Source organism: Microcoleus sp. LEGE 07076, from assembly GCF_015207455.1.
Taxonomy (GTDB): domain Bacteria; phylum Cyanobacteriota; class Cyanobacteriia; order Cyanobacteriales; family Microcoleaceae; genus Microcoleus.
On sequence record NZ_JADEWV010000170.1, the window covers coordinates 1 to 12,866 of the forward strand.

At 46.1% G+C, this 12,866-nt stretch carries 14 protein-coding genes and 1 pseudogene; 7 read left to right on the plus strand and 8 right to left on the minus strand.

From position 1 onward, the window contains the following. On the minus strand, positions 1–401 hold a 401-nt coding region (locus IQ270_RS22575), incomplete at its 3' end, for a glycerol-3-phosphate acyltransferase (protein WP_193975443.1). Positions 402–536: 135 nt separating this feature from the next. Between IQ270_RS22575 and IQ270_RS22580 the strand changes: the two genes are divergently transcribed. After that, positions 537–731 (plus strand): photosystem II assembly protein Psb35, encoded by a 195-nt coding sequence (locus IQ270_RS22580; protein WP_193975444.1) that lies wholly within the window; start codon positions 537–539, stop codon positions 729–731. 401 nt (positions 732–1,132) lie between these two features. On the opposite strand, the gene IQ270_RS22585 is transcribed toward IQ270_RS22580, so the two are convergent. Further along, positions 1,133–3,265, minus strand: a complete 2,133-nt coding sequence (locus tag IQ270_RS22585) for a SpoIIE family protein phosphatase (RefSeq protein WP_193975445.1) — start codon at positions 3,263–3,265, stop codon at positions 1,133–1,135. A gap of 212 nt (positions 3,266–3,477) precedes the next feature. Between IQ270_RS22585 and IQ270_RS22590 the strand changes: the two genes are divergently transcribed. Continuing rightward, positions 3,478–3,852 (plus strand): hypothetical protein, encoded by a 375-nt coding sequence (locus tag IQ270_RS22590; RefSeq protein ID WP_193975446.1) that lies wholly within the window; start codon positions 3,478–3,480, stop codon positions 3,850–3,852. Positions 3,853–4,024: 172 nt separating this feature from the next. Here the strand turns inward: IQ270_RS22590 and IQ270_RS22595 are convergent, their stop codons facing one another. Then, positions 4,025–4,765, minus strand: coding sequence for a DUF2993 domain-containing protein (locus IQ270_RS22595; protein WP_193975447.1), 741 nt, complete (start codon positions 4,763–4,765; stop codon positions 4,025–4,027). Between the two features lie 273 nt (positions 4,766–5,038). Here IQ270_RS22595 and IQ270_RS22600 point away from each other — a divergent pair, with 273 nt between their 5' ends. The 3 genes from IQ270_RS22600 (at position 5,039) to IQ270_RS22610 (ending at position 8,157) form a co-directional block, all read left to right on the plus strand. After that, the gene (locus IQ270_RS22600; protein ID WP_193975448.1) at positions 5,039–6,451 is read left to right on the plus strand and encodes an HD domain-containing phosphohydrolase; all 1,413 of its coding nucleotides are present in this window, start codon (positions 5,039–5,041) and stop codon (positions 6,449–6,451) included. Between the two features lie 230 nt (positions 6,452–6,681). Further along, positions 6,682–7,275 (plus strand): pentapeptide repeat-containing protein, encoded by a 594-nt coding sequence (locus IQ270_RS22605; protein ID WP_193975449.1) that lies wholly within the window; start codon positions 6,682–6,684, stop codon positions 7,273–7,275. Between the two features lie 126 nt (positions 7,276–7,401). Further along, a complete protein-coding gene (locus IQ270_RS22610; RefSeq protein ID WP_193975450.1) occupies positions 7,402–8,157 on the plus strand; it encodes a DUF2993 domain-containing protein in 756 nt (251 codons plus the stop codon). Positions 8,158–8,481: 324 nt separating this feature from the next. Here the strand turns inward: IQ270_RS22610 and IQ270_RS22615 are convergent, their stop codons facing one another. Beyond that, entirely contained in the window at positions 8,482–8,691 is a 210-nt protein-coding gene (locus IQ270_RS22615) for a hypothetical protein (RefSeq protein WP_193975451.1), read from the minus strand. Between the two features lie 73 nt (positions 8,692–8,764). Here IQ270_RS22615 and IQ270_RS22620 point away from each other — a divergent pair, with 73 nt between their 5' ends. Together IQ270_RS22620 and IQ270_RS22625 are read left to right on the plus strand one after the other, a co-directional pair. Further along, positions 8,765–9,055 carry a DUF1816 domain-containing protein gene (locus IQ270_RS22620; protein WP_193975452.1) on the plus strand — a complete coding sequence of 97 codons (291 nt, stop codon included), beginning with the start codon at positions 8,765–8,767 and terminating at the stop codon, positions 9,053–9,055. Between the two features lie 436 nt (positions 9,056–9,491). Next, a complete protein-coding gene (locus tag IQ270_RS22625; RefSeq protein WP_193975453.1) occupies positions 9,492–9,761 on the plus strand; it encodes a DUF1816 domain-containing protein in 270 nt (89 codons plus the stop codon). 535 nt (positions 9,762–10,296) lie between these two features. Here the strand turns inward: IQ270_RS22625 and IQ270_RS22630 are convergent. The 4 genes and pseudogenes from IQ270_RS22630 to IQ270_RS22645 all read right to left on the minus strand — a co-directional run. Next, positions 10,297–10,671 (minus strand): annotated as a pseudogene (locus IQ270_RS22630) (FkbM family methyltransferase); the annotation flags it as partial. 30 nt (positions 10,672–10,701) lie between these two features. Then, complete coding sequence (locus tag IQ270_RS22635) at positions 10,702–11,136, minus strand: hypothetical protein (protein ID WP_193975454.1); 435 nt, start codon at positions 11,134–11,136, stop codon at positions 10,702–10,704. A 160-nt stretch (positions 11,137–11,296) separates the two neighbouring features. After that, positions 11,297–12,307, minus strand: a complete 1,011-nt coding sequence (locus IQ270_RS22640) for a DnaJ C-terminal domain-containing protein (protein WP_193975455.1) — start codon at positions 12,305–12,307, stop codon at positions 11,297–11,299. A 283-nt stretch (positions 12,308–12,590) separates the two neighbouring features. Then, positions 12,591–12,728 (minus strand): hypothetical protein, encoded by a 138-nt coding sequence (locus tag IQ270_RS22645; RefSeq protein WP_193975456.1) that lies wholly within the window; start codon positions 12,726–12,728, stop codon positions 12,591–12,593. Positions 12,729–12,866 lie beyond the last annotated feature (138 nt).

Sequence of the window (12,866 nt, forward strand, 5' to 3'; positions counted from 1 at the left end):
GCCAAACCCCACACCAGAAGCCCCCAGATGCCCGACGATACAGCCACCGGCGGCGAAAATACCAAAATACCCCAAACGGCGTTTGTCACCGCTCCACCTCGGGCGATCGCATATCGGGCGGCAGCTAGAGGAATCAACAGGGCCAGTGCGACTTCAGGCGCATCCGGGAACCAAAATCTGCCCGCCAAAACCGGCACAATACCCCTGGCAATTTCCGCCAACACCGCAGCAATTCCCGCCAACTTCCCCCCGTGAATAAAAGCAGCCGACACGCCCGCATTCCCCGTGCCCAACCGCCTCAAATCTTTACTGCCCAGCAGACGCACCGCCCAGCGAGTAAGTGGTAAAGCACCAAGAGCAAAACTAGCAGCTAACAGCAATGCTATTGTCAACAGCGGCATAAATCAGCCCTCAATTTCCAATCTCTAAGTATTATGGCTGCAATTCACTCACTTTTTCTGTCTTGAGATGTATTGCGCGAGCCCGAACACCACATACAATAATACAGAAGTAGAGTAAATGAGGATTTGAACCTAATGGTAGAGAACAACCTAATGATTCCCGTCGCAGTTCTGGGTGTTGGATTTGTGGCTGCGGTTAGTATCGGCTCCATTGCATGGTACAATTCCAAGCGTCCCCCGGGTTGGGAATCCAAGGAAAAGCCGGATTTTGTTCCGAAAGTTGATAAAGACGACTTAATTGCCGATGTTTCTGAGTCAAAGAAAAAATAGAACAAAGCTGTTTGAGATCCGAAAAAGCTTTGAGAAGAATAGAATTTACCCTTGCATATCTATCCGGTAGGGTGCGTCTCGGCGCGCCTTACGCTATCTAGAAAGGCTTTGATTCAATAGTTTTAATTGACCGAAAGCACTAATGTCAAGAAAGGGAGCGCTCATCCCGCGATCGCTCCCTTTCTTGACATTGATGCAAGATATCATCAGATAGATTTAATCAGAGAAATTTAGATGTTAACTCCAGGTTTGGAGTTCTCTTGAGATTGGGCCTGGTTCGGGAGGCTGCGTTTAAGATACCTCACCACCTATTCGCAAATTTGATGTTAATGCGATCGCCCCTACGACAATTTTCCAGTTTAATGTCATAAGTTTATTTTTTCGAGGTATGGGCGATCGCTCTAAACCAATGCGACTGCTTGAGACTGTGAGTCTTTTTCTACGCCTAGTTCAGTTCGCTTCAAAACCAACAGCGTAATATCATCAAACACTTTTTGAGTGCCGATATGTCGCCGCACATCGTCAATCATTGCTTGCTTAATTTCTTGTGCAGATAAATGCCTGTTTTGGCTAATGACTTCACACATCCGCTCCACGCCGTACTGTTTTTTGTTAATGTCTTCTGCTTCGGGAATACCATCGGTATATAGCACTATACCATCTCCTAACTGTAGCTCAATGGAAATTTGACTGATGAACTCAGCAATGTCCTCGTCAAGAGCAATCGGAAAACCTAAATCCATCGTGTCGATACGTTCTATCTGTCCAGCGTTTCGCACAATGATTGTTTCTTCATGCTGACCGCTAATGCTGACCCGTCCTTCGGAGTAATTTAAAATCGCTAGGGTGAGACTTTTCTCGGAATTCATGCGCTGCACGTTTTTGTAAAGGGTGCGGTTGAGCGCATCTAGGAACCGCACCGGATCTAGTTCACGGATTTCATTAAGAGTACGGACTGCCGTTTGCGCCATCAGCATCAAAATACCGCTTTCCAATCCATGTCCAGTGACATCGCCGATGCCAAGGGTGACAACACCATCGGTGTTTAAGACATCATAGTAGTCGCCTCCAACTTCATCGGCAGCATCCATGTATCCGGCGATATCGAGTCCGTCAATTTCTAGCTCATAAGCATTGGGCAAAATCATCTGCTGCATCTGACGCACCACATCCAATTCCGCACCCATGCGGAGATTGTCTTCCTTGAGTCTCTTGTTGAGCGTAATTATTTCGTCGTTGGCACTTGCCAGTTCTGCTGTGCGTTCTTTGACTTTATCTTCTAGTGTTTCAAAAGATTCCTTCAGTTGTCCTGCCATGCTGTTGAAGGAGTTTCCCAACTTATCAAGTTCAACGAGGCGACTGTGTTTAACCTGTTGCTCCAAATTGCCATCTGCCATGTCTTCTGAGGCTTGGGTAATCCGCTCAATGGGACCAGTAATCCAACGAGCGGTGACAATACCGCTCAGGAGCGCTATCATCAACGCTACCAGACACAACCCTATTGTGGTACGAGTATTAGCATTGATTTGACCCATGAAGTCGGATTCTGGAACTACAGTCACGATTAGCCAGTTCAAGCCAAACTCGTCTTGCCAAGGATGAACAAGGACAAAGTGAGGTTGTCCTTGAATTTGAAAGCTCAACGTATGCCTTTCTCTAATTCGCTGAAAATTACTAAACCGATTTTTTAGAGTTTGAGCAGTCGTTTGAATTAACTGATCATTAAAGTCTAAGGCACTAAAGCGTTGGGTCTTACCATTTACTTTGGCAAAAGAGGGTTGAGAACTAGAATTGGCGATTAACTGCCCATCTCGTTCCATGACAAAGACTCGTCCTGATGAGCTAACGTTTAAGTCGCGCAAAAAGTTCGTAATATTTGATAGGTGTAAATCAACTCCAATCACGCCCAGTAATTTGCCGTTTTTTGCATAAATGGGACGCACTGCCTCTACAGCAATGAAGTTGATTTCGTCAACAGAGTACACCGAAGTCCAGGTTGGTTTACCTGCTTTAGCCGCCTGAATATACCACGCGGATGCCACGAAGTCGTCGGGATGAAACCGTAGCACTTTACCCCGATCGCCCTGCTTGTTCACGCCATAGGTAGCTACTTCTCCGTTTGTTCTTGCAGAGAGTTCGTCAATGATGACTCCTTCCCCTGGAATGTGTTTGCCAGCCCCAATAAAGCGTCCATCTGCTAACGCATATGAGATAAAGCCAACATTATTAAAGGCTTGCACCTGCTTCCAAAAATAACGTCCAGCCAGGTCAAAGTTTTCGAGATTGAGTAATCCTGTCTCGATTGCATCAATATTGATCTGATTAATTCGATGAGGCATTGAAAGATAGTCATTTAGTTGCTGATTGGTTCGGTTGCTCACCTCAGTCATCAACTGGTTGGCAAGATCAGTTACGGCTTGTTGTCCGTTGCGTAAGGAAAGATAGCCGACTAATCCAACTGCTGCAACAATTTGCAGGATAAAGGGTAGTATGAGGGCAGTGTGGAGGGGGAATTTAAGGGAGCTGTTATTCATAAAAGATTTCACAGGGATAGCGGTTAACCAAGAATAATTCACGCTGAAAGCATCACAACAACTTGAAGCGATGCGTTGTTACGAGTTTATACGTGTTGCTTCAAAACCCACAATGCAATATCATCACTGGCTTAGCCGGATAATAAACTGCGTTTTAAGCCCAAACAAAGCCTGCACTGGCTTTATATGGAGTTGTAGATGTCCCTGTTTTCTTGCAACCAGCAGATTTGTGGGATTTGCTCTCAGCAGTTTACAATATGCCCTGTATTATACAGATTTTTTGGGCTGCGTATCAAAAACTTTTCCCTCGCAAGCGACACCAATCTGTCGGGAGAGATAGGGGCAAAACTTTTGATAGCGAAAGATTTAATAATACCCTGAGCAAAAAATCTGTGGCTATTGTAATAAAAACTCTGTCATTTTATAAAAAGCTCTCCAATCATCTGGGGGCTATCTGGTATTTTATCCATCATAAATTTTTTTGTTTACGCCTCAAATTGTTTATGATTTTTCCTGGCTATGCAGGACTAGCAAAAGGATTAAGTTGGGTAACGCAACTTTGCTTTTCATCTTCAGCGTTATCTTGACGATGAAAAAGAAAGAAGGAGCGAAAAAGGGCTATCGTATCCATTGATTCTCTCCCCCTTAATCCACTTAAAAAAGGGAACAATGGAGCGCTCAAAGTCCCCTGTTTTAAGAGGGATGCACGGGGAGAGAGTCTCGACTATAAAGCAGGGTATAAACAGATATCCTGTGCTATCAACTGGGAAATTGTTCGACTTTGGCTTCAGCTTGCAAAGTGACCAAACCAGCTTCCACATTTAGCTGCTGAATTCGCAGCGACATTCCCTCAATTTCAAAATTTCGCAAGTTTAAAACTTCACCAGCTTTGTCGGCAAAAGCTGCGGTTAACTCCGGCGAAAATTCAGGGTTTTCGGGATACTCGACATCCTGAAGAGAAATTGCCCAACCGTCCGCAGCTACGTGAGGTTTTGCTGTAAAACATATTTTTTCATTGGCAGTAGTTTCCCGCACCAATACCTCAGCATTCAAATCGATTTTGCCGGATGAAAGTAATTTGCATTCCACCGTTTTAACGTCGATTGTCAGCGGTTTTCCGTCAACACTTACTTGTAAGTTTTGGAGTTTGCGGCTGATGTATTCGGAATTTAAAGCGCGGTTGATATCGCTTTCTGTTAAAACTGCGCGCGCTTTGCCGAAAGCAGGCCCGTTCAGTTCAATGGTGCCAAACATAGCGCTTAGGGGATTGACAGCAATATCTTTGACGTTAATTTCCAGTTCTTCAACGCGCAAATCTTGCTGCATTACTAATCCTTTCCCCTCAACGGCAACTTCCTCAACTTCTCCCTGGGCTAGCTGGGCGGGATCGGTGTTGACTGTGACAGACAAATTTTCTGATTTGTCTAACTTGCTAGTAATAGCAATTTCGGCCACTTTGTCGATCGCCTGTTCCCCTAAACTCCGATTTTGTTGAAGCACGGTCGAAACTCCTAATATTGTTGAACAAATAGTAGTTAAGACCTAAGTCAGTTAGCGTCTTCCTCTCGGCAGGTTTCTGGGAGCAACAAAACTCCGCAGCAGACAGAGGGTTTTCAGTTTTCTTGCTAAAATTAGTGAGCCGGACAATTCGTACCTGACGTTGAGTCGGTTGCGAAGCGGTAAAAAATTAAAAAATCGGATTTTTGCTAAAAGTATTTTCGAGAAGCTCGATCGCCCGCTACAATAAATAAAGAGCCGGCACAGCCTTTTGCAATGAATCCAGAATCAACTCTCGCCAGACTACAAGCTACACTTCCCGACGGAAAACTGCCTTCTAGCTACGGGGTTTACTTCAAAAACACCCTAGTAGCCCTGTGTCACGCCCTAGAAGACCACATCTTGCAAACCAGCAACGGGGACGATATAGAACTCAAACCCCTAGTTTTGGTGACGTTTCAGCAGGGAAAATGGTATTTGCAGGAAGCAGATCGCTACCTCGATATTGCTAGTGCATCGCGGCGCGTTGTCATCGGTGCAGTAGCCGACAGCGGTTTCGCTACCCACAAAACAGGTCAATTAGAAAATGTATCTTTAATAAAGCTAGATGAAAACGACCCCATCATCGAAGAATGGAATCTGATCATCCTCGCCCCGACATACAAAGCAATGGTGCTATGTCGCGAACTTTCAGCTCAGGAATACTTGCCAGAGGGCAAGCCAGAAGTCGATACAGAGCGAAAATTCTACGGTTTGTGGTCGTTTGACCAGTCCTTAGTGTCATCAGCAGCAGAAATTTTCATAGAACAAACACGACATTATAATTCTTCCCTAGCCGACAGTTTGCTAGAAATTTACCACTCGATTCTTGCTACTAAAGGCCCGCCCCTAGCAGACATTAGCGGCGTAGTATCGCGGATCGTCACTTACCTGCAAAGTTCTCAGCAGCAAATGGTGGCAATTAACCGCCAAACTCGCGATTTGTGGGAATTGGAAGGTCAAGCTTTGCGCGTCAGCCGCAATTTGAACGCTAACAAACTTCAAGCTTTTCTGCGGATGGCCCAGCGCGTGGACGAACGCGATACTTCAAATCCCACAGCTTCTTTGCAGGTGGCGGCTTTGTCGGAAACTTTGGGTCAACTGCTGGATTTGCCAGCTTTACAGTTGCGGAGGCTGCGGCTGGCCGGATTGCTGTTTCGAGTCGGCTTGGTTTCGGCGCCAAATGAGGTGTTCGATCGCACTCCCGATGCTTTCGACCAAGCAACTCGATCGTTTTGGCGCGATCGCAGTTTCATCGGTTCCCAATTGCTGCAAGCAATGCCGGAGATAGCACCAGTCGCCGAAATTGTCAAGCATAAACTGGAATATTGGGACGGCAGCGGCAGACCAGACGGTTTGCGAGGCGAACAGATACCGATTACTTCGCGGATTTTGGGGTTGGTCGCTTATTTTCAAGAACTGACTCAACCGCGGGGCGATCGTCAGGCCTTGAGTTTGACGGAATCTGTGGAACAGTGCCGGGAACAGTCGGGGACTAGCTTCGATCCGGCTTTGGTGGAAACTCTCGGCAATGTTGTCAGGCTGGCAGAAATGGGGTTGATGGAGTTACCGAGCCGCCCGAGCCAACTACCGAATGTATGGTTGGAGGATTTGGGCGATCGAACGACCGCAGCCGCTCCGGCGTTATAGAATGAGTGCGGCAATTAGTCAGTAGTCATTAGTTATTGGTTATTGGTTATTGGTTATTGGTTATTGGTTATTGGTTATTGGTAACAACTGACTAATGACTAATGACAACTAAGAGGGCGGGCACTCACAGGCACCGCCCCTACCAACTGACAACTGCCAACTGCCAACTGACTAATGACAACTGACAACTGCCAACTGACTGCTGACTAATGACTAATGACTAAAAACTAATGACTAATGACCTCGAAGCCATACGCAAAGGCAAAATTCAGATGTTGGCCGGCACAGATTTAGCTGGCGCCGATTTAGCGGGAGCCGATCTCGCCGGTGCTGACTTGTCTCAAGCTAACTTGACAGGAGCTAATCTCGCCGGGGCTAACTTGCAGCGGGCGGTACTACGAGCCAACCTCCGCGGCGCTGACTTGAGCGGTGCTGACTTGCGCGGCGCCGATTTTCGTAACGCTGACTTGCGCGGTGCTTCCTTTGCTAACGCTTTAGTCCGCGATGCAAGTTTTGGGGGTGCTTTTTTGACAGCGGCCTCGATCGGCAATGTGGATTTGAGCGGTGTCGATTTGCGCGGCGCCGATTTGCGGGGCGCTAACTTGGCTCGGGCAATTTTGCAGCAGGCTGATTTGAGCAATGCCAATTTGTCCGGCGCAGACTTGTCGGGAGCTGATTTAGAAGAAGCTATCCTGAATGGAGCCGTACTGCGGGGTGCTAACCTGACGGGGGCTAATTTGCTCTGTGCGGCGATCGAACAAACCGTCTGGGATGGAGCTTTGCTGCTGGGCGCTTGTCTCCAAGGCACGCCCCTGAACCCTTAAATTTCCAAAATGTTACTTTAAAGGCAGACAAAAAGAACATATGCTTATAAATTCGATAAGCACAAGCTATTTTAACATTTCTTAATAGCAGGTTATAATGGCGACTGTAGATCAGCAAACGCATAAATGGTAGCAGCTTTGTTTAGCGGTACATCCTTTCAAGGTCAAAGTGGCGATCGCCTTGTCAGCAAAGTAGCAGGAGCTGCGATCGCGGCCTTATTCAAACGTTCGGAAAAGGCAGAAGCCAACATCCGAGTCGAACCAGTAGCCAAACTATTGCAGGGAAGCATCGACGGTTTCGACTTCATTGGCAAAGGTATGTTGATGTACAACGGCCTTCGCATAGAAGTGATGGAACTATACCTGCAAGCACTCTCCATTGATTTTGGGGCGATTTTTGCAGGAAAGGTGAAATTGCGGCAGCCTACCCAGGCAAATATGCGAGTAGTATTAAGTCGATCGGATTTAACCACCTCATTCAACACACCTTTTGTCGTTGAAAAACTCCAGAAGCTGAAATACCAAGAGCAATCTCTGCACTTTCAAAACACAGAAGTCAGCTTCGGAACAGACAAATCAATTCAGCTCAAGTCCGAAATTACGATCGGCGATGCCAGTGAACCCGTCAACATAGATATTACAGCTCAGTTGCACGTCGAAGACCGACGCAAAATCCAATTTGTCAGCGTTACTTACGGGGGTAACGAGCAAGCAGTAGACTTGGGTCAAGCTATAATTGCCCACGTAAATAACTTGCTAGACCTAGACAAATTTGCCTTAGAAGGCACTCAACTGCGAGTAGACCGCTGTCGAGTTCAAAACGACGAGCTGGTTTTTTACGGTTGGGCAGGCATCGAGCAGTTCCCCACAGGCAAGCGCTAGGTCTCAGCCTCCTGGGGCAGACTGAAAAGTCAGTCGATTTGAGATTTTCCATTGGCAATTTACTTGCAGCGCCGTGAATCTGGGATCTCGAACAAAATTCTAAAATTTTGGGATCTCCACGACTCACAACACGACTCGTGTCGGGGTCTTCCGTTTTTGGGCCGCTCAGATTGGTTTGAATAGTTTGATAGCTTAACAACACAACCCGCGCCAGCGGGTTTTGCTATTTTAGAGACAGTTTTGAATATCGGGGGCTGCTACCGTAAAGTCGGTCTATGTTCCGGCATATTTCCCAAACTAAGGAATAAAAATTTAATTTGTAAGCTACTTCCTGCTTAAACTCTTGTGAGGTTGATCTTGGTGAAGTGCCGTAAAGCTTAAATTTAAATGCAAAATAGCTTTTGACAGTGATTCTATTGTCGCCTCGCAATCAGCACTCAGGTCGATGCGATCGCACAAATTTCCTTGATAAATTATAATAATACTTGCGCGCCCGACAGCAGAAACCGCATTTCTTAGTAGAGGTTCTGCCACCTCTGACTTATCCTAAAAAACCGGTTCACAAGCGCAAGCGCTATAGAAAATAAATAACCCCAAAAAAAATAAAATGCTCGGATTTTTTTTATTTTGTATATACATCGGAGTCTTGTCAGCGTTTGCAGCGCCGGGCCCCTCTCGGCACGAAAACTGGTGGGTAGAAATTGTTACAGATTTGCCTCGCTGTACCTACTATTTTGGCCCCTTCGACACCGATAAAGAAGCCTCCAGCTATACTCCAGGCTACCTCGAAGACTTGGAAAGCGAGGGATCCAAAAGACTTAGCGTCCGCATCAAACGGTGTCAGCCCTCAGAAGTTACCATCTGCCAAGATGAATTCTCAGAAGGTATGGCGGCTTGATACTTTGAGTTTTGAGTTAAATCAAACCTCCACAACAGCTGATCAACAGGATCTTCTCCTAGTCCGCAGCGAGTAAAATACGTATATGCAGCAGCCACTTACACTGAATGATCAAACCTGATGGAGGAATATCCGCTGTTTCGGATCTTTGGGGAAAATGTATATTTGGCTACGGGGTAATGGGTAATTTGTAATTTGTAATTGGCGATCGATTCGTGACCTATTACCCATCACCCATTAACCCGTAGCTAGATATTAGATTAACTTATTACCAAAAATTCGAGATAGCCGGAACATCTACCAAAATACTGATATTTGGCAGCACTTGCTCTAGAAAATTAGTCGGCGTAAATCAGCATTGAGGATGATTCGATAGAGCTATTTGTCCTGATATCTTAAGAACGTTAAACGCTAATGGACTTCGGGAATCGCTACTATGTTTGGAATTTACTTATTGGCTATTTACGCTGCTGCTTTCTGGATCCTGACTCAACCGATGAATGGTAGAGGTGAGGAGTGGTGGGTGGAAGTTCACACCGATTTGCCTAAGCGAACCTACTACTTTGGTCCCTACGAAAGCAAGGATAAAGCTTATCATAACACTAAGGGCTACATCGCAGACCTGAAAAAGAAAGGATCTAAAAAAATTAGCATCAATATCCAACAAAGTCAACAATCTACTCAGCTAACAGCTATCGATGAATAATATCAAATCCCGTAGCATCGTCCTGTATGCATCTGTCTATTCTCTATCTGTGTCCAGAGTGTCAAGAGCGGTAATAAGCTGTCGTTAAATTGCATATTCCAGGCGGGCGGGACACCAAACTCATGGTTAGATATATTTTTACTTACAATTTAAATGCACCAACAGCTTATGGTTTCCGATGTAACAGAAAACGATATAATATAACATTAGGTTTAAACTTGGCGTCAGGGAGCGACCTGTCTGCCGATCGCACTTCATGACATTTCTTGCATAAATCTGTGATCAGAGAGAGAAACAGCAGATGAATGCAAATAAAGGCAGATGCTTTTCCAGATAGTTTATGAGTTTTGCAGGCAGTTTATGCTAATTGCAGGTCTCGATTATTCGTCTCAGGCGATCGAGATAAGTTTCAAAACCCTGCGCTATGACTGCAAACAAGATTAATTGCATTACAATACTCGGCAGATTATTAAGATCATAAAAAGTTTGACTTGTTTTATTTTTTCTACTAAACAACACCCCCGCATCAGATGCGCTACCACTTCGCAATTGCTGCTCGATCTTGGGTGAAAATGAAGTTGTTTGCATAGGTTTTACCAGGCAGAATCTTGTCAAATTGTATGCTGGAGGCTGGCTGGTGGCGAGCGAAATTAAATTTATCTATGGGTAAAATTTGTCTTCCTAATAGAAAAAAAACCGAATAACCGCAGTTAGAAAAATAGTTTAACAAATTTTCCACTGCACCGGGCTTGTGATGTTCTTCTGCTTCTATTAGGAAGTTAGGTCGATCGCGTTCGATCGTCTGTTTTGCACCTTCGATCGCAGCAAGCTCGTAACCTTCGACATCAATTTTGATCAAGCCTACTGGCGGGAAGTTGAAGCGATCAAGAGGATAACCAGAAACAGTAAATTTCCGCTGTTCAAGGCCAGAAAACTGGTTTTATGGTTCGATAGTGGCTAGGGCTAAATAATCGTTTCCTTCAAAGGTAGGGATGACTAACTCTGTCTGCTGCTGGCGATCGGACAAAGCGCAGCAATGAATCCGTACTGCTTGGCCCTGACAGCTCTCCTCCAACAAGCTCACAAGTATCGGGTTGGGTTCAAAAGCTTCACAGCCTGCCGAATATCGAGCTAAGTCGTGGGTGAAACATCCGCTGTTGGCTCCGATATCGAGTGCCAAGCGTGACCGATCGCACAATTGGCGAGCAACGGTCAGCTCTGGATTTCCCCGCCATTGTCTCCAAGTATCTCGGATCGGCTTAACCGCTGCGCCCGGCAGTAATTTGTCGATTATTCTAGCTAGCGAGTATTCAAGTTTTTGGAGCATAGCTGTCGCCTCTGCCGATCGTCTGATGGACTCAAGCTGATTCTTCATCTCCTCAAGAAGTTAGCCGATGCAGTTCTCAACGCTCTGGCAGTATCGGACTCATACTAGCACACAGCAATCCAGCTTTTTGGGCAACCTATCTTAGTTGGACTTGCAGACAACAATTTTTAACAATTGACGAGCATTTGGCGATCGCTCGCGATTAAAATTAAAGCACCATCTGGCTTAAATTACTCCGGGGATTAAAAGTGCGACTGGCGTTGATTTTTTCATAGCATTCGCGATCGGCAGCCGTGAGTTCTTTTGGCGGGACGATCGCAACTTTCACCAACAAATCAGTGCGTTCATCCTTCTTCGGTTTCGGCCATCCTTTACCCCGCAACCGCAAAGACTGACCGGAGCGCATCCCGGCTGGAAATTTTACAGCGATAGTACCTTCAGGCGCAGGCACTTCAATTGAAGCTCCCAACACCGCTTCATCAGGAGTTATCGGCACTTCGCACACCAAATTCTCTCCCTCAAACTGAAAGAAAGGGTGAGGCAAAACTTCTACTTTTAGGTACAAATCTCCCTGCTGCTTCGTGTACGGGTCAACTTGACCTTTGCCTTTTACTCGAATTTTGCTGCCAGTTTTCACTCCCGCCGGAATCGAAACTTCCCCCGTGGCGACTCGCTTGGAAGTGCCGCGAAATGCTTCGGCCAGAGTCAGGGAAATCGGCACCTCGGTGTCCAGAGAGCTTCCTGCGGTACGGTTTTCGTACCCCGCGAAATCTTCAAATCCACCAAAACCGCCCGGCCCGCCGGTGCGGTAGCTGCTGTAATTCCACTGGCCGTTGCGGCCACTACCCGCACTGCTGCCGGCCGCGCGGCCGAGCAAGGCATTGATAAATTCGTCAAAACTGCCGTACTGGCTGAAGTCAACGCCGCCAAAGTCTACAGTTGTACTGCTACCGCCGCCGGGCCAGCCGCCACCAGTTGTAGCCGCTTGCTTCCAGTATTGACCGTATTGGTCGTATTTTTTGCGTTTTTCTGGGTCTGACAGCACTTCGTAAGCTTCGTTTACTTCTTTAAAGCGAGCTTCGGCTTCTTTGTTCCCGGGGTTCATGTCCGGGTGATATTTCCGGGCTAGTTTGCGAAAAGTTTTTTTAATTTCGTCTGAACTGGCGGCTTTGTTTAGTCCCAAAATAGCGTAATAGTCTTTAAAGTCTGTTGCAGACATTAAGCAATCCCCTCTTTATTAGTTGTTAGTTGTTAGTTGTTAGTTGTTAGAAAAAATAAATCCCTAATTAGCAAGATGGCGAGTGAGTTTGATGCGGCGGACAAAACGGCCTGCTGTATCTGATTTAAATTATAGGTTATCAAAGCTTGGGACTCGATCGAGTTCGGTTGTTGCTTACGAGGACATCGCAATTTCCGCACCGGGCTGCTGTTGCAGATTTTCAGGAGTGGGCTACCTTGGGGATTTTGGCGCGGCGGGCGGGCTTGAGAGTTCCACCGCCATTCTACGCGAGTCGGGGATAGCTGCTGCGGTTGTTGGCGCGAGTTCTGTTGAGGGTTGATTGGCGCGGACGATCGATCTTTTTGCTTTTTTTTGCCGTCTGCGGTGCGATCGAACTTTCTTTCTCTAGCTTTTCATCCAATCCAAATCTTACCAGGTTCTCATTATCAATTTTCGCAAAGTTTAATGTATAAATTGTGACTAAACTTTAACTTAAAAAAAGCCATAATTCAACAATCTTTCGAGAGATATTTTTCTTTCCATACAGATGGTATAGTAT